The sequence below is a fragment of the Rhodococcus sp. NBC_00294 genome, assembly GCF_036163995.1.
Taxonomy (GTDB): domain Bacteria; phylum Actinomycetota; class Actinomycetes; order Mycobacteriales; family Mycobacteriaceae; genus Rhodococcoides.
The window spans coordinates 907,620-925,946 of record NZ_CP108043.1; the positions used below are offsets into that span (position 1 = coordinate 907,620).

Here is an 18,327-nt window from a genome sequence, read left to right on the forward strand (position 1 = left end):
CGGGGGCTCTAGACGAGGCCCGCGATCCTGCCCACGACACCGAGGACGATCAGCACCACGACGACGCCGACCGCGACCAGGAACACGATCGCGGGTGTCCGAGTGCGCTGGGGCGGTTCATGATTGGGACCCGCGGCCGACGTGGAGTCCGGCGGCGTGTCACCCGGCACGATGCTGCCACCGGGTTCGAGTCCTGCAGTCTCTGCGGGATCGGGGTTCTGGCCGGACATGGGGTGGTCCTCTCGGGTGGCGTCGCGCGCAGTCTCGTCACCGGTGTGACCGTCGTTGCCGTCGTGACTTGTACTCATGACGTGCGGGTTCCCCCGACCTGCACCGTCCAATCGACCTCGAGGGACCGAACCGCCGACGCACCAACCGCCGCCCCGGCGGGTGTCCCCGACAGCGTGACCCGACGTGCCGCAGGACTGCCGCTAGCCTGTGACGCCATGAGCACCTTCATCGCGACCGCCGATCTCGCCGACACCATCGGGCCGGACATCCGGAGCTGCGACACGCAGTTCCGTCAGCTCGGGGCCGTGCGGGAGTTCTGCGGACCCATCACCACCATTCGCTGCTTTCAGGACAACTTGCTGGTCAAGCAGACATTGTCGGAGCCCGGCAACGGCGGAGTCCTGGTGGTCGACGGCGACGCGAGTGTCCACACCGCCCTCGTCGGCGACATCATCGCCGGGCGCGGTGTGGACAACGGGTGGGCGGGCGTCATCGTCAACGGTGCCGTGCGCGACTCGGCCATCCTGACGACTCTCGCCATCGGGGTGAAGGCGCTGGGAACCAACCCGCGCAAGAGCACGCAGACAGGGTCGGGTGAGAAGAACGTCACAGTCGAGTTCGGCGGAGTCACCTTCATCCCCGGCGAGTTCGTCTACAGCGACGACGACGGTGTCGTCGTCGCGGCGCAACCCCTCCCGCCTCAGGGCTGACCGGCAGCTCAGGCCTGAGCGACGCGGGCGGACACCCCGCCGACGGTGACGGTGTCGCCCGCACGGAGCTGACGTCCTCGGCGCAGTTCGGTCTCACCGTTGACTTCGACGAGACCGTCCGCGATGACAGCCTTCGCCTCGGACCCCGACTCGATGAGGTCGGCCAGCTTGAGGAACTGCCCCAGCCTGATCACCTCGTCGCGGATCTCGACCGTTCGATCGGTGCTGTGATCCCGGCCGTCCTCCGGCCTTCCCGCGTGATCCCGGCCGGCCTCCGGCCTTCCCGCGTGATCCCGGCCGGCCTCCGGCCTTCCCGCAGTCACAGGAACGTCACCCCCTGGGCGAGCGGCAGCTCCGAGCTGTAGTTGACCGTGTTGGTGGTGCGTCGCATGTAGGACTTCCAGGCGTCACTGCCCGATTCGCGCCCGCCACCGGTCTCCTTCTCGCCGCCGAACGCGCCGCCGATCTCCGCGCCCGACGGGCCGATGTTCACGTTCGCGATGCCGCAGTCCGACCCTGCCGCCGACAGGAAGCGTTCCGCCTCGCGCAGGTCGGTCGTGAAGATCGACGACGACAGCCCCTGCGGTACGTCGTTGTGGAGGGCGATGGCCTCGTCCAGATCGCTGTAGGTCATGACGTACAGAATGGGCGCGAACGTCTCACGGCGCACCACGTCGGTCTGCGCGGGCATCCGCACGATGGCCGGCTGGACGTAGACACCGTCCTCGGCGCCCGCCACTCGCACCCGCTCACCACCCGCGACGACGGTGCCGCCGTCCTTCCGCGCGAGCTCCAACGCGTCGGCGTACCCGTCGTGCGCGGCCTCGTCGATCAGCGGTCCGACCAGCGTCGACGAGTCGAGCGGCGACCCGACGGGCAACGACGAGTACGCGGTACCCAGTCGGTCGACGAGGGTGTCGGCGACGGACTCGTGCACGATGACGCGGCGCAGGGACGTGCACCGTTGACCGGCCGTGCCGGCCGCGGAGAACACCAGGCCGCGGACGGTGAGGTCGAGATCGGCGCTCGGACAGACGATCGCGGCGTTGTTGCCGCCGAGTTCGAGGAGCACGCGGCCGAACCGTGCCGCGACGCGGGGGCCCACCTCGCGGCCCATGCGGGTCGATCCGGTGGCGGAGACCAGGGCGATGCGCGGATCGTCGACGAGGGTCTCACCGACGGCACGGTCACCGACGACGAGTTGCGCCACCGCCGGCGACACCCCGGCACGGCGTGCGGCTTCCTCGAACAGCGCCTGCACGGCTACCGCGGTGACGGGCGTCTTCTCCGACGGCTTCCACACCACCGTGTCGCCGGCGACGAGGGCGAGCACGGTGTTCCACGACCACACCGCGACCGGGAAGTTGAAGGCCGTGATCACGGCGACGACTCCGAGTGGGTGCCACTGCTCCATCATCCGGTGGCCGGGCCGCTCGGTGGCGATGGTGTTGCCGTAGAGCTGGCGGGACAGTCCGATGCCGAAGTCGCAGATGTCGATCATCTCCTGGACCTCGCCAAGGCCCTCGCTGACGATCTTGCCGGCCTCGATGGACACCAGCTCACCGAGTGCGTCCTTGTGTTCGCGGAGCAGTTCACCCAGCTCACGCACCAGACCGCCGCGTACCGGCGCGGGAACGAGAGACCACGACCGGTAGGCGTCCGCGGCTGCGGCGATCACCGAGTCCACGTCGCTCGTGAGCGGCACGTGGCCCAGCACCGCACCGGTGATCGGGCTGGTCGCGGCCAGGCCGGAGTCGTGGTCGAGCGGCGCGGCCCCGACTGCGGCGAGCAGCTCGGACGTACGGGCGGACAGGTCGACGGTCGATGTCATGGATTCATTGTCTCCGATGGTCGTGACAGGATTTATTCCGGCCCAGCTGTTGTTTGACAGTATTTTATCGCGTACTTTCGCCTTCATGACGCAGGTACTGCCATCGCGGCCCACCACCCCCGTTCCCGCCAGTGCGCCGGAGTCGGTCCACGACGTGCTGTCGCGCCACATCCTGGCCGACGGCTTCGACATGGTTCTCGACCTCGAGCGGTCGCACGGCTCCACACTCGTCGATGCGCGGACCGGTGCGTCCTATCTCGACATGTTCACGTTCTTCGCCTCGAACGCGCTCGGGATGAACCATCCGTCGCTCGCCCGCGACGACGAGTTCCGGGCGGATCTGCTGACGGCCGCGCTGCACAAGCCGAGCAACTCCGACCTCTACTCCGAGCCGATGGCCCGCTTCGTCGCGACCTTCGCGCGCGTGCTCGGCATCCCCGAACTACCCCACCTCTTCTTCGTCGAGGGCGGTGCGCTCGCCGTCGAGAACGCCCTGAAGGTGGCCTTCGACTGGAAGAGCCGGTTGAACGAGTCCCGCGGTCTCGACCCGGCACTGGGCGGACGGATCCTGCACCTCGAGCACGCCTTCCACGGCCGGTCGGGCTACACCATGTCGCTCACCAACACGGATCCGATCAAGGTCGCGCGTTTCCCGAAGTTCGACTGGCCCCGCATCCCGTCGCCGTACCTGCGCGAGGGCGCGGACATGGACGCTCTCGAGGCGCGCTCACTGGCCGCTGCGCGGGCCGCGTTCGAGTCGTTCCCCGACGACATCGCCGCCGCCATCGTCGAGCCGATCCAGGGCGAGGGCGGCGACCATCACTTCCGACCGTCGTTCCTCCTCGGGCTGCAGGCTCTGTGCCACGAGTTCGACGCGTTGTTCGTCGTCGACGAGGTCCAGTCCGGGGCGGGCATCACCGGCACCGCGTGGGCGCACCAGCAGCTGGGCGTCGAACCCGATGTCCTCGCCTTCGGCAAGAAGACCCAGGTGTGCGGCATCATGGCGGGCCGCCGCGTGGACATGGTGCGCGACAACGTCTTCGAGGTCGGATCCCGGATCAACTCGACGTGGGGCGGCGGCCTGGCCGACATGGTGCGAGCACGGCGGATCCTCGAGGTGATCGAACGCGACGGCCTCATCGCCCGCGCCGCGGAGAGGGGCGCGATCCTCGGCGCCGCTCTCGACGCACTCGCGGTGCGTCACCCGTCGATCTCCGACGTGCGGGGACGCGGCCTGTTCCGGGCGTTCTCGCTGCCGGACACCGCGACTCGCGATCGACTGATCACGCGGCTCCTCGTCGACGAGCGGGTGATCATGCTGGGGTGCGGCTCGCGCAGCGTCCGGTTCCGTCCCGCGCTGACCGTGACCGAGGATGCGTTGGCCGACGCCGTCGCGGCGATCGACCGGGTTCTCAGCTCGTGACCGGATTGTCTGTGTACGCCGAGTGACAGGCACTGCGCCGGGCTCCGCTACCATCCGCCCATGACACTGCGCTACGACGTCGACGGTCACGGTCCCACCCTCGTACTGGTGCACGGAGTCGTTCACCGCCGCCAGGCGTGGGACGCGGTGCTGGACCTGCTCACGCCCTATCGGCGGGTCGTGACCGTGGACCTGCCCGGGCACGGGGAGTCGGAGCCGCTGCACGAGTCCGGTGAGAACGTGCTGCTCACGCTCCAGAACGAGGTCACCGAGTTCGTCCGCGAGATCGAGGAGCCGGACCACCAGGTGCACATCGCCGGCAACTCGCTCGGCGGCTACGTCGCGCTGTGTCTCGCCGCGCAGGGCGAGGTGGCGTCGGCCACCGCGCTGTCCCCCGCCGGCTTCTTCCTCAACCACACCGACCAGGCTCGGACCATGGTGACGTTCCGCGCGATGCGGACCGTCGCGCGCACGTTCGGCAAGGCCACACCGACTGCGCTCAAGATGCGGGCGGTGCGGTACCCCACGCTGCTGCCGTTCTTCGCGCATCCGAGCAGGGTGTCGTACGAAGCCGCCGTCGTCGACGCCTCGTCACTCACCACCAACGCGATGATCGACGCGGGCATCGACGCGCCGTTCGAGTTCCCGCCACTCACCGAACCGCTGGTGCCGGTGACGGTGGCGTGGGGCACGCGAGACCTGATCCTGCCGCACTACCAGGTGCGGGGCGTCCGTCGCCGCTTCCCGCACGCCCGCGTCATCTCGGTCCCCGGGGTCGGCCACGTGCCGATGACGGACAACCCCGAGCTGATCGCGTCGATCCTCCTCGCGGGAAGTCAGGACCGGTCCCCGACCGCAGACCCGTCCTGAGGTTCTAGGCGGTCTCCATCTCGGCGACGATCCGCGCGACGATGTCCGCGGCCGGCGCGGCGGTCACCGAACGCCACCCGGTACCGGCCCACAGGTTGGGCACGTCAGCTCGGCCGGCAGCCGTCGCCGCGGTGCGGATCGGGCCCGTGATCGCGTTGACATCGGGATAGCCGGCCGGTGCGGAGGCCGTGAACTGCGCCGCGAACTCGTTCTCGAGTCCCCGAGCCGGTCGTCCCGAGAACGCACGCGTCACCACGGTGCGCCGGTAGCGGCGGTCCAGCAGTGCGGCGCGGTGCACCGCCGAGGTACCGGCCTCGTCTGAGCACAGGAACGCGGTGCCCATCTGCGCAGCGACGGCGCCGAGTCCGAGAGCGGCCACCACGCCGGACCCGTCCATGATCCCGCCGGCCGCGATCAAGGGCACGTCGACCGACAGTCCGACGGCGAGCAGCAGGGACGGCAGCGACATCGCGTCACCGCCTCGAGGAGACGACGCGTCGTCGGTGAAGACGCCCCGGTGTCCGCCGGCCTCACTGCCCTGGACGACGAGCATGTCGGCCCCGTCCTCGACGGCCTCGCGGGCCTCGTCGACGGAGGTGACCGTCCCGATCATCAGGGCGCCGATCTCGTGCACGCGGGCGGTGAGCTCGGCGCCGGGTCGACCGAACGTGACCGATACGGCCGCCGGGCGGTGGGCGAGCACCACGTCGATCACCGCGTCGATGTCGTCGGGGCCGGGTGTCGCCGGGCCGGGTTCGACCCCGAACTCGGCGGCGATCGGGGCCAGCGCGGCGCGGTACGACTCCATCTCGTCGGCGACCGCGATGTGCGCTGACGGGAGGAAGAGATTGACGCCGTACGGCGCCGACGTGAGGGACTCGATCTCGGAGAGCCGGCCGTCGAGCGCCTCCGGGCTCAGCAGCGCTCCGGCCAGGAACCCCAGGCCACCGGCATCGCTCACGGCGGCGGTCAGGGCGGGGGTGGACGGGCCTCCGGCCATCGGCGCGCACACGACGGGAAGCCTGGCAGGGAACACAGCGGTCATGCGGCCGATCGTACGTCGAGGGGTGATCTCGACTACCTACCACGAATACCCGATTTTTCACCGGTTTCGGGCCGACCAAACCGACTACACGTACACTTCACTGGTCACCAGCAGGGACACACGCCGCGTCGGGGGTCGCATCGAGTTCGAAGGGATTCTCCACGCATGCCGCACCCGACTCGTCCGCCGGTCACGCAGCGCGTCCGCGCGTCCCGCGATCGCGCTCGCCCGGGTCGACACAGCGGATCCCGGCGCATCCGCAACGCGCAACGCAGACCCCTCACCCACCGGCCTCGGGACAGCGCACTCGACGTCGTGCGTCGGTGGCTGACCACGCCGCACGATTTCGACTGGATCTTCGTCCACCACTCCACCCGGTCCATCCACGGCATCATCCGGCTGGTCTTCGCCGGCGCGGTGCTGCTCAACGCGACCGTGTCCATGTTGATGCTCGCCTCGCCCAACGGCCCCTCCGGCACGCCGGCGATCGTCTACGTCTTCCTCGTGCTGGCCCTGCAGATCGCCGCGATGATCTGGGTGCTCACGGGACCGACGCCGGACACGAAGGCGCAGTTCCTCGGGTTCCTGATCTTCGGCGACGTCGGCATCGCGTCGGTGATCCTGCTGGACACCCCGACGTCGGCACTGATCGGCACCTTCCTGTTCGCGATCAACGGCGCTCTCTGCACGTTCTTCCTCAGCCCACGAGTGCTGCTCGCCCATCTCGCGTTCACCAATGCCGTCATCGTCCTCATCGGCACCCTGGCGTACGTCCAGAACCTGTGGGGGCCGTGGGACGCGATCGCCGCGGTGCTGGTGGCCAGCGGCGCGAGCAGTGGGGTGCCTGTCTTCGCGTCCATCGCGTGGTCACTCGTCTCGACGGACGCGAAAGCCTCGGACCTCGATTCGCTGACCGGCGTCAGGAACCGCCGCGGTCTGCAGAACTCGGTCGAGGATCTGTGGGAGACGGCACTCGCGACCACATCGCCCGTGGTGGTCGTGATGATCGACATCGATCGTTTCAAGAGCGTCAACGACCGCTTCGGACACGATCAGGGCGACACCGTGATCGTCCTGGTCGCGACCCGGCTCGCCGAGCTCTTCGACGGCCACGGGGTGCTCGCGCGTACCGGCGGCGAGGAGTTCGTGGCGGTCCTCACCGATGTGGACGGTGACGTCGAGTCGGTGGTCGCCCGTGTCACCGAGACGGTCCACGATCGACAGGACACCATTCCCGTGACCGCCAGCGTCGGCGTCGCCGTGTTGACTCCCGACTCGTCGCTGTGGAGTTCCGGACCCGGGGCGATCGACCGCGCGACGCGGGGTGCGGACTCGATGATGTACCGAGCCAAGGCCGCCGGCGGGCATCGGCTGCTCTCGACCTTCCTGTGACACCCGCCCTGCATCGGACCCAGACGAGGAAACCCACCCCGTGATCGACATCTTCCACGCACTCGTGGTCATGAACTCGCTGTTCGCCGCGTCGGCGTGGTGCCTGGCGCGGCCGAACGCCTGGTCGATCTCCGCGGTGGTGCTCGCGTCGATCGGCTGGCTGCTCTTCAACGCACCGCTCGAGGGCCGTGTGCTGGTGGTGTTCTCACTCCAGCACGGATTCACCGAGTCGGACGTGCTGTCCATCGTGGGCATGATCATCGCGGCGGTCGGCGTCGTGCGCGCGAGGCGACGAGCCGACCGCCCCGAGATCAGGCGTCGAGACTGATCAGACGCTGATGCCGAAGTCGCGGGCGATGCCGGCGAGTCCGGAGGCGTAGCCCTGGCCGACGGCGCGGAACTTCCACTCCGCACCGTTGCGGTAGAGCTCGCCGAACACCATGGCGGTCTCCGTCGAGGCGTCCTCGGTGAGGTCGTAACGGGCGAGCTCGGTGCCGTTCGACTTGTCGATCACGCGGATGTAGGCGCCGCGGACCTGGCCGAACGACTGCGAGCGCGCGTCGGCCTCGTAGATCGAGACGGGGAACGTGACGATGTCGACGGTGGACGGGACCGCTGCGAGATCGACGTCGATGACCTCGTCGTCACCGTCGCCCTCACCGGTCTTGTTGTCACCCGTGTGCTGGATCGAGCCGTCCGGAGTCTTCAGATTGTTGAAGAAGACGAAGTACTCGTTGCCGGGCGCCTTCTTGTCCGGGCCGAGCGCGATGGCGCTGGCGTCGAGATCGAAATCCGTTCCGGTCGTCGTGCGCAGATCCCATCCGAGTCCGACGGACACCGCGGTCAGATTCGGTGCGGCCTTCGTGAGAGACACGTTGCCACCCTTGGTCAGGCTGACGCCCATGTGAGAGATCCCTTCTCGTTTCGCCCGATTCATCCGTATTCGGATCGGTGCTGCCCGGCCAACGAACCCGACGTCGTTCCGGTTCCCGGCCCTTCGTGACGACCCGCCGCGCAGCACAGGGCGCGCGGCGGCATCGAACGCTGCATAGTTGTCTGTCACAGCCTGTGTCCTGCGGAGCACGGGCTCGTCCCGTCATCCACGGTCCCGGCAGGAGGCGCTCGATCATGGCCACACAGGCGACCCCGGCGGCATCCGCCGCGGGCACTGCATCACCGTCCCCGTCGGGCCTGTCCGACGCGTCCCGCGTCGCCCGCGCCGATCGCCGGTCGCGCCACAAGGGCCGCCTGCGGCAGGTGCCGCACCACGTCGGCCTCGTGCTCGGTGTCTACGCGACGCTGGTCCTCCTGTGGAGCCTGTCACCCGCGCTCCGAGCCCTCGTCCACGTGCCCCGCGAGTGGCTCGACTCGTACGTCATCGACGCTCCCGACACGAGCCTGTCCTACGGCTTCGTGGTCGCGCTGGTCGCCGCGGCGCTGTCGACGCGCAAACGCGTCGCGTGGTGGATCGCTCTCCTCTACACGACCGGATCCGCGGTGGTGAACGTATCGACCCTGGTGGACGATCCCGGCAGCGTCGGGTCCTGGATCGGCCTCGTCCTGCAGGTCGCGGTGCTCGCACTGCTGCTCGCCTCCCGCACCGAGTTCGACACCAAGGTCCGACGCGGCGCCGGATGGAAGGCACTCGGTGTTCTCGTCACCGGTCTGATCGTCGGCATCCTCGCCGGCTGGGCGCTGCTCGAGGCCTTCCCGGGTTCGCTGCCGCGGAACGAGACCTTCCTGTGGTCACTCAACCGAGTGGCCGGCCTGGCACTGGTGGACAACGAGCAGTTCAGCGGCCGACCACACGGATTCCTCAACTTTCTTCTGGGACTGCTCGCCTTCGTCGCCCTCGCCGCGGCGGTGGTGACACTGTTCCGCTCGCAGCGTGCGAGCAACGCCCTCACCGGCACGGACGAGTCGGCGCTACGCGGACTCATCGCCCGCTCCGGCCACGACGACTCGTTGGCCTACTTCGCCACCCGCCGCGACAAGGCGGTGGTCTTCGCACCGAACGGCAAGGCCGCCATCACCTATCGCGTCGAGGTCGGAGTGTGCCTCGCCAGCGGCGATCCCATCGGCCTCGAGGAGTCCTGGCCTCACGCGATCGAGGCGTGGCTCGAGATGTCGTCTCGGTACGGGTGGGCCCCGGCGGTGATGGGAGCGAGCGAGACCGGTGCCGCCGCGTTCCGGCGGGCGGGACTCGCCGTGCTCGAACTCGGCGACGAGGCGATCCTGCAGACCCGCTCGTTCAGCCTGAACGGACCCGACATGCGCCCGGTGCGCCAGGCGGTCAATCGGGCGCGCGGCAAGGGCGTGACGGTGCGCATCCGACGGCATCGCGACATCCCCGAGGACGAGTGGCCGGGCATCGTCGAGCGTGCCGACCGCTGGCGTGACACCGAGACCGAACGCGGGTTCTCCATGGCACTCGGGCGCCTCGGCGACCCTCTCGACGGCGACTGCCTGCTCGTCGAGGCCGTGCTCGATGCGGATGACCGCGTCGTCGGCACCCTCTCCCTCGTGCCCTGGGGCGCGAGCGGAGCATCGCTCGACCTCATGCGCCGTGATCCCGCCTCACCCAACGGCACCGTCGAGCTCATGGTCTCCGAGCTCGCGTCCCGCTCGGACACCGTGGGCATCACCAAGGTGTCCCTGAACTTCGCCGTCTTCCGCTCCGTGTTCGAGGCGGGCGGCCGTATCGGTGCGGGACCTGTTCTGCGCTTGTGGCGTTCGACGCTCGTGTTCTTCTCGCGATGGTGGCAGCTCGAGGCGCTGTACCGATCGAACCTCAAGTACCAGCCCGAGTGGGTACCGCGGTATCTGTGCTTCGAGGACAACCGCGATCTGCCGAAGGTGGGTACCGCATCGGCCATCGCGGAGGGCTTCCTCACGCTGCCGGGCCTCGGTGCACGCACTCACACCGGCACCCGACAGGCTGTTCCCGCCGCACTGCTGGCCGACGGCACGCTGCACGCCGACGGGAGCGAGCCCGACGACACACCCGTCGACACGCTGCCCGGCCGGCGACGGCCGGAACAGGTCCGGGTTCGGATGTCCAAGCTGGACAGGCTCTCCGCGGACGGCGTCGACGCCTACCCCGTCGCGCATCCGCCCACCCACACCGTGGACGCCGCGGCGAACGCCCCGGAGGGCACCACCGTGCGCGTGTCCGGTCGCCTGCTGCGCATCCGCGACTACGGCGGCGTCGTCTTCGGCCTCGTGCGCGACTGGAGCGGGGACCTGCAGATCCTCCTCGACAGCGAGCGCATCGATCGAGATCGGTTGCGACGCTTCACCTCCGATTTCGACCTGGGCGACCTGATCTCCTGCACGGGAGTGGTCGGTCGCAGTCGCACCGGAGCGCTCGCGCTGCTGGTGAGCGACTGGCGCATGAACGCGAAATCGCTGCACCCGCTGCCCGACAAGTTCCGCGGGCTCACCGACCCCGAGGCGCGGGTGCGTCAGCGCTACGTCGACATGGAGATCAATCCGCAGGCGCGCGCCCTCATGCGTGCTCGCAGCGCGGTGGTGAAGTCGCTGCGCGACACGTTGGGCGACCGCGGATACATGGAGGTGGAAACGCCGATCCTGCAACAGATTCACGGCGGCGCGAACGCGGCACCCTTCCTCACGCACATCAATGCCTACAACCTCGATCTCTACCTCCGTATCGCGCCGGAGCTGTACCTCAAGCGGCTGTGCGTCGGCGGCATGGAGCGGGTCTTCGAGATCGGTCGCGTGTTCCGCAACGAGGGCGCCGACTTCAAGCACAATCCGGAGTTCACGATCCTCGAGGCCTACGAGGCGCACAGCGACTACGAGCGCGCGATGGTGTTGTGCCGGGAGCTGATCCAGCGCGCCGCCGTGGCCGCGCACGGCCGCGAGGTGATCTACCGGCCGGCCGAGGACGGCACCATGACGGAGATCGACATCTCCGGCGAGTGGCCGGTGAAGACCATGCACGGCGCCGTCGCGGAGAAGATCGGTGCCGACGTCCGGCCCGACACACCGCTCGCGGAGCTGCAGCGTCTGTGCGATCTGCACGACGTCCCGTATCAGTCGACCTGGGACGAGGGCGCCGTGGCGCAGGAGATGTACGAGCACCTCGTCGAGGACTTCACCGAGTTCCCGACGTTCTACACCAATTTTCCCACGTCGATGTCCCCGTTGACCCGGCCCCACCGCAGCATCGCGGGCGTCGCCGAGAAGTGGGATCTGGTGGCGTGGGGGGTCGAGTTGGGCACCGCGTACAGCGAGTTGACCGACCCCGTGGACCAACGCGCTCGTCTCACCGCGCAGTCGATGCTCGCCGCGGGCGGCGACCCCGAGGCGATGGAACTGGACGAGGACTTCCTCCAGGCGCTCGAGCACGGCATGCCGCCGACCGGTGGCCTCGGAATGGGTGTCGACCGGGTGGTCATGCTCATCACGGGTGGGTCGATCCGCGAGACCCTCGCGTTCCCGTTGGCCAAGCCGCGGAGCTGAATGTTTCACATGAAACCGAACGGCGAGGTGGTCGTCGACGTACTGGGGACCGCCGTGCACGTGGTGGTCTCCCGTCCCGACGCGGCGGCGGCGCCCGCCCCGGTCGTCGTGCTGTGCGGGGGGCTCGCCTCGACGTGGCACGACTGGATCGACGTGTCCGCGCTGCTGGTGGCGGCCGGCCACACGACGGTGGCCATCGATCGACCAGGCTTCGGCGACAGCGAACCGCTGCCTCCGGACCGGGTGCCGACGGTGCACGAGGAGGCCGATCGCATCCTCGCCGTCCTGGACGCCCTCGCGATGACGGACCCCGTGGTCCTGGTGGGGCACTCGATGGCCGGCTTCTACGTCGAGGGCTTCGCGCGGTCGTACCCCGCGCGCACGGCGGGGCTCGTGCTGCTCGACTCGAGCGTCGAGAAGTCGCCGTCGGCCCTGGTGCCGCCGCGCATCCGCATTCCGGTGACCCGCGTGATCGCCCGCATCGTCTCGGCCGCCGGTCTGCAACGGTTGCTCGCCGATCCGGTGCGCCACGTCCTGACGCAGGCCATTCCCCCGGACGGGTACGCGCCCGACCGAATCGACGATCTCCGCCGCATCTACCGCGATCCCTCCTATCTGGAGGCCGCCGCGATCGAGTACGCGGTGTACGCCGACATGGCCCTCGAATTGAACCGCCTGCGCCGCGCGACGCCCGTTCCGTCCGTCCCCGTCATCGTGGCCGCCGCGCACACGGGACGACGGACCCCGTGGGGAGCGCAGTGGTTGCGGCGCCAGCAGCGTCTGGCCCGCTACCTCGGCGGCCGCTTCGCCGTGGTGTCCCCGTCGCACCACCACGCCATGATCGATCAGCCCCGGCGAGTCGCGGCGCTGGTGAGAACTGTCTCCACCGGCTGAACGCCGCGCGAGCGCACACTGGAGAGATGAATCCTCTGCGCACGGTCCAGACCCGAGTGGGCGAGACCATCTTCGCGCGGGTCGCGGGCGACGAGGGCCCCGCTCGACGCGACCGGATCCACCTGGCCGAGGGGCCGCGTCGGTACGGCCCCGATTCGGCGATCCAGCGCGTCCACGCCGATGCGTCGATGTTCGTCGGCGGAATGCGCGCCCTGCTCCTGCAGTCGTTGCACCCGCTGGCGATGGCTGCCGTGGACGAGCACTCCGGCTACCGCGGCGACCCGTGGGGCCGTCTGCAACGCACCAGCACGTTCCTCGCCGAGACCACGTTCGGCACCATCGAGGACGCGGAGCGCGCCGTGCGGATCGTGCGCGCCGTGCACAAGCGCATCACGGGTGTCGCGCCGGACGGGCGGCCGTACGCCGCGTCGGATCCGCACCTGCTGCGGTGGGTCCACGTCGCGGAGATCGACAGCTTCCTGCGCGCGCACGATCGTTACGGTGCCCGACCTCTCGATGCCGGCGGCCGCGACGCCTACGTCCGGGAGTCGGCCTGGGTCGCTCGCGGGCTCGGCGCCGAGGACGTGCCCGAGACGGTCGACGAGCTGAACGAGATGCTGGCGATGTACCGGCCCGAACTGCGCGGCACTCCCGCAGCACGTCGCACCGCCCGCTTCATCCTGCTCAACCCACCGATCCCGTTGGCAGTACGCCCCGCCTACGGTCTGCTGTCGTCGGTGGCGGTGTCGATGATGCCGCGGTGGACCCGCTTCCCCCTCCGGTTGCCCTACCTGCCGATCACCGAGGCCACCGCCGTGCGCGCGAGCGGCATCGCCGTCACCACCGCCATCCGGTGGGCACTGGGCGCGGGCCCGACGGCGCAGGACGAGCTGACTCGCACCACGGCGTGACGCAGCGTCCGAACCGTGTGCATCTCAGCGGTCCATCCGACCTGACCGCGACAGACCGGCCAGCGCTGGTACCGCGGCCTTCATCGACTGCTGGTCGTGGCGTGACGGGACTTCACCGGCGTCACGAACGCGCTCGTGTCTCAGGGTCATGACACTTCTCCTGGTAGCGGGAGAAGTGGCAGCTCGGGGAGCGGCGTGTGAGCGGGGCCGACGGCCTCACTTTCACTTCCAGTGCCGCCAGGCCAGCAGCCGGCGGACAGAGAAGGATTCCGCGACGTTTTCCTCACTCCTCCTCGGGTATGCGCCCGCCACGCAGACCTGAGGAGTGGTGGACGTGAGCATCGTCGAGACAGCGCGCAACGCGGTGAAGGCGGCAGCCGAGACCGCGCTGCAGAACCCCGCAGTGCAGAAGGTGACCGGCCGCGGCGAGGCCGAGTCCGCCGGGCCCGTGACCCTGACCATCGCCGTGGACGTTCCCACCGCGCGCGCCTTCTGGACGGACACCCCACAGTTGTCCCGCGTGCTGGGCGACATCGCCTCGGTGTCGGACGACGGCGGGGACGTGGTCACGTGGACCGTCTCCGACGGGAACGACGTCGCCGTCGCGGTGGAGACCACGCGGTCGGCCGACGACCACGGAGTGCGGTTCACCCGCCGCGACGACAGCGGCGACCTCGCTGTCGTGCGCTTCGCCGAGGCTCCGCTCGACCTCGGGACCGAGGTGACGCTGGAGCTCGGTCTCCCCCTCCCCGACGTCGCGGCGCGCATCGCGGCCTACAAGATCCTCTACCGCGCTCGGGCACTGCAGCAGACGGGCGAGATCCCGACACTCGTGCCCACTCCGTCCGCACGACCGAGCGAGAAGTAGGAGACCGACATGCGTGCACTCTGCTGGACCGGCGTGAACACCCTGTCCGTCGAGACCGTGGACGATCCTGTGATCGTCAATCCCCACGACGCCGTTCTGGAGGTGTCGGTGACGACGACGTGCGGGTCCGACCTGCACTTCCTGAGCGGCTACCTCCCCGGCATGCGGGAGGGCGACGTCATCGGCCACGAGTTCATGGGCCGGGTGGTCGAGGTCGGCGCGGAGGTGACGGCCACGAGTGTGGGATCCCGCGTGGTGGTGCCGTCGTTCATCGCGTGCAACAACTGCTGGTACTGCGACCACGAGCAGTACTCGCTGTGCGACACCACCAACCCGAATGCGGATCTGCAGCGCCCGATCATGGGCTATCCCACCGGCGGCATCTACGGCTACACGCATCCGTTCGGCGGCTACCAGGGGTCGCACGCGCAGTACATCCGCGTGCCGTTCGCCGATCAGAACTGCTTCGCCGTTCCCGACGGCGTCACCGACGAGCAGGCGCTGTTCGCCTCGGACGCGATTCCCACCGGGTACATGGGTGCGGACTTCTGCTCGATCACCGGCGGGGAGACGATCGCCGTGTGGGGAGCGGGAGGCGTCGGCCTGATGGCGGCGCGCAGTGCACAGCTGATGGGGGCCAGCCGCGTGATCGTCGTCGACCGGATTCCGGAGCGACTGGCCATGGCGCGCGACGAGATCGGTGCCGAGACCGTCGACTACACCGCCTCGGACAGCGTCACCGACGAGATCCGCGAGATGACCGGCGGCCGCGGACCCGACGCGGTGATCGAGGCCGTCGGCATGGAGGGCCACGGCACCGGTGTCGGCCAGATCTACGACAAGGCGAAGCAGGCGCTGCGCCTCGAGAGCGACCGCGCGACGGCGCTGCGGGAGGCGATCCGGACGGTCCGCAAGGGCGGCGTCGTCTCGGTGCTCGGCGTCTACGGTGTCACCGACAAGTTCCCCATGGGTCTGGTCATGAACAAGGGCCTCACGCTGCGCTCCGCACAGCAGCACGGACAGCGGTACGTCCCGCGTCTTCTGGACCACCTGCAGTCCGGCGAGCTGGACCCGACATTCCTGATCACGCACGACATGTCGCTCGAGGAATCACCCGCGGGGTACGCGATCTTCAAGGAGAAGGCGGACAACTGCGTCCGGGCGATCTTCCGGCCGTGACCGGTGGCATCATGCGGGAGTGACGCGTGACGTATCTGCCCACCTCGACGTGACCGTCGTCGACCCCAGCAACCTCGAGTTCCAGATCGCGGTCGCCGAACTACCGGGGACGACGGTCACCGAGTCGCTGTCGTTCCGGCTCGACGGCGAGGAGATCACGCCCACGGTGATCCGCGCGGAGACCGGCGGGCGCATCCACCGATTCGATTGTGGGCGTGGTCAACTCGTCGTCGACTACCGCGCCCGCGTGGAAGGCGAGGCGGATCCCGCCCCGGTGGTCGAGCGGGACCTGTCGGTCTACCTGCGGCCGAGCCGCTACAGCGAGTCGGACAAGTTCCTGGGCTTCGCCGAGACCGAGTTCGGGCGCTACACCTCCGACGCCGACGTGCTCGAGCGCGTCTCCGCCTGGGTCGGCCGCCGTCTGCGCTACGTTCCCGGCAGCAGTGACCCCATCGACGGCGCCACCGACACCCTCCTCGCGGGTAGCGGAGTCTGCCGCGACTACACGCATCTCGTCGTCGCGTTGCTGCGGGCGATGACGGTGCCGGCCCGCCTCGTCGCGGTCTACGCGCCCGGCTGCGACCCGATGGACTTCCACGCGGTCGCGGAGGCCTACGTCGACGGCGTCTGGCGCGTCGTCGACGCGACCCGGCTGGCCCCACGGCAGAGCCTCGTGCGCATCGCCACCGGGCGGGACGCGTCCGACACCGCGTTCCTCGACAACCACGACGGGTACATCGTTCTGGACCGCATGCAGGTCATGGCCACGGTGGACGGGATGCTCCCCTACGACGACGTGCACGAACTCGTGTCCATGCGCTGATCGTGATCACCTTCCGGCGGGTCACCGAGGACGACTTCCCGCTGCTCGCGCGCTGGTTGTCGCACCCGCACGTGGCGCGGTGGTGGAACCACGAGGTCAATGCCGAGGCCGTCGCCCGCGACTTCGGAGCGTCCGCCCGCGGCGAGGAGCCGTCCGAGGATGTGCTGGCTCTCGACGACGGAACCCCCGTCGGCCTGCTCCAGCGCGCCCGGTGGCACGACTACCCGGAGTACGTCGACGAGCTGGCGCCGTTCTGGGCGGTGCCCGCGGAGGCCGTCACCATCGACTACCTCATCGGCGAGGCGCACCTCGTCGGGCACGGCCTCGGCACCCGCGTGCTGATCGAGTTCACGGCCGACACGTGGCGGCGGTACCCGAGCGCGACGTGCATCGTCGTGCCGGTGGCCACGGGCAACGTGGCGTCGTGGCGGGCGCTCGAAAAGGCCGGGTACCGACGTGTCGCCGAGGCCCACCTCACCCCGGACAATCCGATCGACCCCACCGACCACGTGGTGATGGCGATCGACCGCCCGGCTCGATGACGAGGGCCTAGTCTCCTCGGTCATGGAGCATCCTGTGCGATTCCGCGACGACGATCCGTTGTTGGCCACGGTGCGGGAGCGAGCCCTGCGCCTGCCGGGCGCCACCGAGAAGGTCTCCCACGGCCGCCCCAACTTCCGCACCACGAGGGTCTTCGCGATCTACGGCGCCACGGTGAAGGGGGATCACCCCTCCACCCGCTGGGATCGGTCGCTGCAGGTCCTGCCCGACACCGACGAGCGAGCGGCGCTGCTGGACGACGAGCGATTCTTCGAGCCCGCGTACACCGCGGCGAGCGGCTGGGTGGGACTCGACCTGACGATCGGGACCCCCGACTGGACCGAGGTCGACGAACTGCTCGACATGTCGTTCCGGCGGACGGCGCCGGCACGGCTGGTGGCAGCACTCGGAACGCTCTCGTGACCGTGAGACAGTGGCCGCTGTGCAACTGCTGCTGATCCGCCACGCTCTCCCGCTGCGTTCCGACGCGGATGCCGATCCCGCCCTCGCACCGCTGGGACTCGAGCAGGCCGCGCGCGTGCCCGACGGGCTGCGCGCCCATCGGCTCGCGCGCATCGTCAGCAGTCCACAACTGCGCGCCCGGCAGACCGCGGAACCGCTCGCCGCGGACACCGGACTCCCGGTGGACGTTCTCGACGGTCTGGCGGAGTACGACCGCGACTTCCCGGGTTACCTCCCCATCGAGGAAGCGCGCGAGAAGTTCCCCGCCGAGTTCGAGCGCATCAAGGCCGGGCATCTGCCGAGCGCGGTGGACGCCGACGCCTTCCGCCGACGGGTGTTCGACGACATCGCCTCGGTGGTGCGTGACGCGGAGCCGGAGGACACGGTCGCGATCTTCGCCCACGGCGGGGTGATCAACGTCCACCTGCAGGATCTGCTCGGCACCGCCATGCCTCTGACCTTCCCGATCGACTACGTCTCGGTCACGCGAATACTGTTCTCGCGCAGCGGCAGACGTACGGTAGCGTCGGTGAACGAGACGCAGCACGTGTGGGATCTGCTCCCCCGGAACCGTGCACGATCCTCACCGACTTCTTAATCGCGCAGGTCACCGGGCATTACGGGCGCGATCGGCGCTCGGCACGGTCCGTCGAGCGCGTC

Annotated in this window: 19 protein-coding genes; 14 read left to right on the top strand and 5 right to left on the bottom strand. The window is 69.4% G+C overall.

The genetic code is table 11. The annotated features are described in order from the left end of the window. Positions 1-8 precede the first annotated feature (8 nt). Entirely contained in the window at positions 9-308 is a 300-nt protein-coding gene (locus OHB23_RS04310) for a DUF6480 family protein (RefSeq protein WP_231476342.1), read from the bottom strand. A 138-nt stretch (positions 309-446) separates the two neighbouring features. Between OHB23_RS04310 and rraA the strand changes: the two genes are divergently transcribed. Next, positions 447-941 (top strand): ribonuclease E activity regulator RraA, encoded by a 495-nt coding sequence (gene rraA / locus OHB23_RS04315; protein WP_056440786.1) that lies wholly within the window; start codon positions 447-449, stop codon positions 939-941. An 8-nt stretch (positions 942-949) separates the two neighbouring features. On the opposite strand, the gene OHB23_RS04320 is transcribed toward rraA, so the two are convergent. After that, complete coding sequence (locus OHB23_RS04320; RefSeq protein WP_027505902.1) at positions 950-1,147, bottom strand: RNA-binding S4 domain-containing protein; 198 nt, start codon at positions 1,145-1,147, stop codon at positions 950-952. Positions 1,148-1,260: 113 nt separating this feature from the next. After that, positions 1,261-2,772, bottom strand: a complete 1,512-nt coding sequence (amaB, locus tag OHB23_RS04325; protein WP_328810954.1) for an L-piperidine-6-carboxylate dehydrogenase — start codon at positions 2,770-2,772, stop codon at positions 1,261-1,263. An 85-nt stretch (positions 2,773-2,857) separates the two neighbouring features. Here amaB and lat point away from each other — a divergent pair, with 85 nt between their 5' ends. Together lat and OHB23_RS04335 are read left to right on the top strand one after the other, a co-directional pair. Continuing rightward, positions 2,858-4,195, top strand: a complete 1,338-nt coding sequence (lat, locus tag OHB23_RS04330) for an L-lysine 6-transaminase (RefSeq protein WP_328810955.1) — start codon at positions 2,858-2,860, stop codon at positions 4,193-4,195. Between the two features lie 60 nt (positions 4,196-4,255). Next, on the top strand, positions 4,256-5,065 hold the full coding sequence (locus tag OHB23_RS04335) for an alpha/beta fold hydrolase (RefSeq protein ID WP_027505905.1): 810 nt from the start codon (positions 4,256-4,258) through the stop codon (positions 5,063-5,065). A gap of 4 nt (positions 5,066-5,069) precedes the next feature. Here the strand turns inward: OHB23_RS04335 and OHB23_RS04340 are convergent, their stop codons facing one another. Further along, complete coding sequence (locus tag OHB23_RS04340) at positions 5,070-6,110, bottom strand: NAD(P)H-dependent flavin oxidoreductase (RefSeq protein ID WP_222647791.1); 1,041 nt, start codon at positions 6,108-6,110, stop codon at positions 5,070-5,072. Between the two features lie 165 nt (positions 6,111-6,275). Between OHB23_RS04340 and OHB23_RS04345 the strand changes: the two genes are divergently transcribed. Both OHB23_RS04345 and OHB23_RS04350 read left to right on the top strand, forming a co-directional pair. Then, complete coding sequence (locus tag OHB23_RS04345; RefSeq protein WP_307108024.1) at positions 6,276-7,502, top strand: GGDEF domain-containing protein; 1,227 nt, start codon at positions 6,276-6,278, stop codon at positions 7,500-7,502. 40 nt (positions 7,503-7,542) lie between these two features. Beyond that, positions 7,543-7,830: a hypothetical protein gene (locus OHB23_RS04350; protein ID WP_235578852.1), complete on the top strand. Its 288-nt coding sequence runs from the start codon at positions 7,543-7,545 to the stop codon at positions 7,828-7,830. On the opposite strand, the gene OHB23_RS04355 is transcribed toward OHB23_RS04350, so the two are convergent. Beyond that, positions 7,831-8,406, bottom strand: a complete 576-nt coding sequence (locus tag OHB23_RS04355; RefSeq protein ID WP_027505908.1) for a TerD family protein — start codon at positions 8,404-8,406, stop codon at positions 7,831-7,833. 224 nt (positions 8,407-8,630) lie between these two features. On the opposite strand from OHB23_RS04355, the gene lysX reads away from it, so the two are divergent. The 9 genes from lysX to OHB23_RS04400 all read left to right on the top strand — a co-directional run bounded on the left by lysX (position 8,631) and on the right by OHB23_RS04400 (position 18,265). Beyond that, positions 8,631-11,990, top strand: coding sequence for a bifunctional lysylphosphatidylglycerol synthetase/lysine--tRNA ligase LysX (lysX, locus tag OHB23_RS04360; protein ID WP_328810958.1), 3,360 nt, complete (start codon positions 8,631-8,633; stop codon positions 11,988-11,990). 9 nt (positions 11,991-11,999) lie between these two features. After that, complete coding sequence (locus OHB23_RS04365; protein WP_328810959.1) at positions 12,000-12,884, top strand: alpha/beta fold hydrolase; 885 nt, start codon at positions 12,000-12,002, stop codon at positions 12,882-12,884. Positions 12,885-12,910: 26 nt separating this feature from the next. Next, on the top strand, positions 12,911-13,795 hold the full coding sequence (locus OHB23_RS04370) for an oxygenase MpaB family protein (protein WP_222629337.1): 885 nt from the start codon (positions 12,911-12,913) through the stop codon (positions 13,793-13,795). A 334-nt stretch (positions 13,796-14,129) separates the two neighbouring features. Beyond that, a complete protein-coding gene (locus OHB23_RS04375; RefSeq protein ID WP_328810960.1) occupies positions 14,130-14,663 on the top strand; it encodes a hypothetical protein in 534 nt (177 codons plus the stop codon). A gap of 9 nt (positions 14,664-14,672) precedes the next feature. Further along, positions 14,673-15,842: a zinc-dependent alcohol dehydrogenase gene (locus OHB23_RS04380; protein ID WP_328810962.1), complete on the top strand. Its 1,170-nt coding sequence runs from the start codon at positions 14,673-14,675 to the stop codon at positions 15,840-15,842. 19 nt (positions 15,843-15,861) lie between these two features. Next, the gene (locus tag OHB23_RS04385; protein ID WP_027505913.1) at positions 15,862-16,665 is read left to right on the top strand and encodes a transglutaminase-like domain-containing protein; all 804 of its coding nucleotides are present in this window, start codon (positions 15,862-15,864) and stop codon (positions 16,663-16,665) included. 2 nt (positions 16,666-16,667) lie between these two features. Further along, complete coding sequence (locus OHB23_RS04390; RefSeq protein WP_328810963.1) at positions 16,668-17,207, top strand: GNAT family N-acetyltransferase; 540 nt, start codon at positions 16,668-16,670, stop codon at positions 17,205-17,207. 22 nt (positions 17,208-17,229) lie between these two features. Continuing rightward, positions 17,230-17,628, top strand: coding sequence for an MmcQ/YjbR family DNA-binding protein (locus tag OHB23_RS04395; protein ID WP_328810964.1), 399 nt, complete (start codon positions 17,230-17,232; stop codon positions 17,626-17,628). Between the two features lie 19 nt (positions 17,629-17,647). Continuing rightward, complete coding sequence (locus OHB23_RS04400; RefSeq protein WP_027505916.1) at positions 17,648-18,265, top strand: histidine phosphatase family protein; 618 nt, start codon at positions 17,648-17,650, stop codon at positions 18,263-18,265. The last annotated feature ends 62 nt before the right edge of the window (positions 18,266-18,327 follow it).

Bases quoted from the DNA above. Each gene is read 5' to 3' on its own strand.
- OHB23_RS04310 (WP_231476342.1), bottom strand. From the start codon at position 308: ATGAGTACAAGTCACGACGGCAACGACGGTCACACCGGTGACGAGACT.
- rraA (WP_056440786.1), top strand. From the start codon at position 447: ATGAGCACCTTCATCGCGACCGCCGATCTCGCCGACACCATCGGGCCG.
- amaB (WP_328810954.1), bottom strand. From the start codon at position 2,772: ATGACATCGACCGTCGACCTGTCCGCCCGTACGTCCGAGCTGCTCGCC.
- lat (WP_328810955.1), top strand. From the start codon at position 2,858: ATGACGCAGGTACTGCCATCGCGGCCCACCACCCCCGTTCCCGCCAGT.
- OHB23_RS04335 (WP_027505905.1), top strand. From the start codon at position 4,256: ATGACACTGCGCTACGACGTCGACGGTCACGGTCCCACCCTCGTACTG.
- OHB23_RS04340 (WP_222647791.1), bottom strand. From the start codon at position 6,110: ATGACCGCTGTGTTCCCTGCCAGGCTTCCCGTCGTGTGCGCGCCGATG.
- OHB23_RS04345 (WP_307108024.1), top strand. From the start codon at position 6,276: ATGCCGCACCCGACTCGTCCGCCGGTCACGCAGCGCGTCCGCGCGTCC.
- OHB23_RS04355 (WP_027505908.1), bottom strand. From the start codon at position 8,406: ATGGGCGTCAGCCTGACCAAGGGTGGCAACGTGTCTCTCACGAAGGCC.
- lysX (WP_328810958.1), top strand. From the start codon at position 8,631: ATGGCCACACAGGCGACCCCGGCGGCATCCGCCGCGGGCACTGCATCA.
- OHB23_RS04365 (WP_328810959.1), top strand. From the start codon at position 12,000: ATGAAACCGAACGGCGAGGTGGTCGTCGACGTACTGGGGACCGCCGTG.
- OHB23_RS04370 (WP_222629337.1), top strand. From the start codon at position 12,911: ATGAATCCTCTGCGCACGGTCCAGACCCGAGTGGGCGAGACCATCTTC.
- OHB23_RS04380 (WP_328810962.1), top strand. From the start codon at position 14,673: ATGCGTGCACTCTGCTGGACCGGCGTGAACACCCTGTCCGTCGAGACC.
- OHB23_RS04395 (WP_328810964.1), top strand. From the start codon at position 17,230: ATGGAGCATCCTGTGCGATTCCGCGACGACGATCCGTTGTTGGCCACG.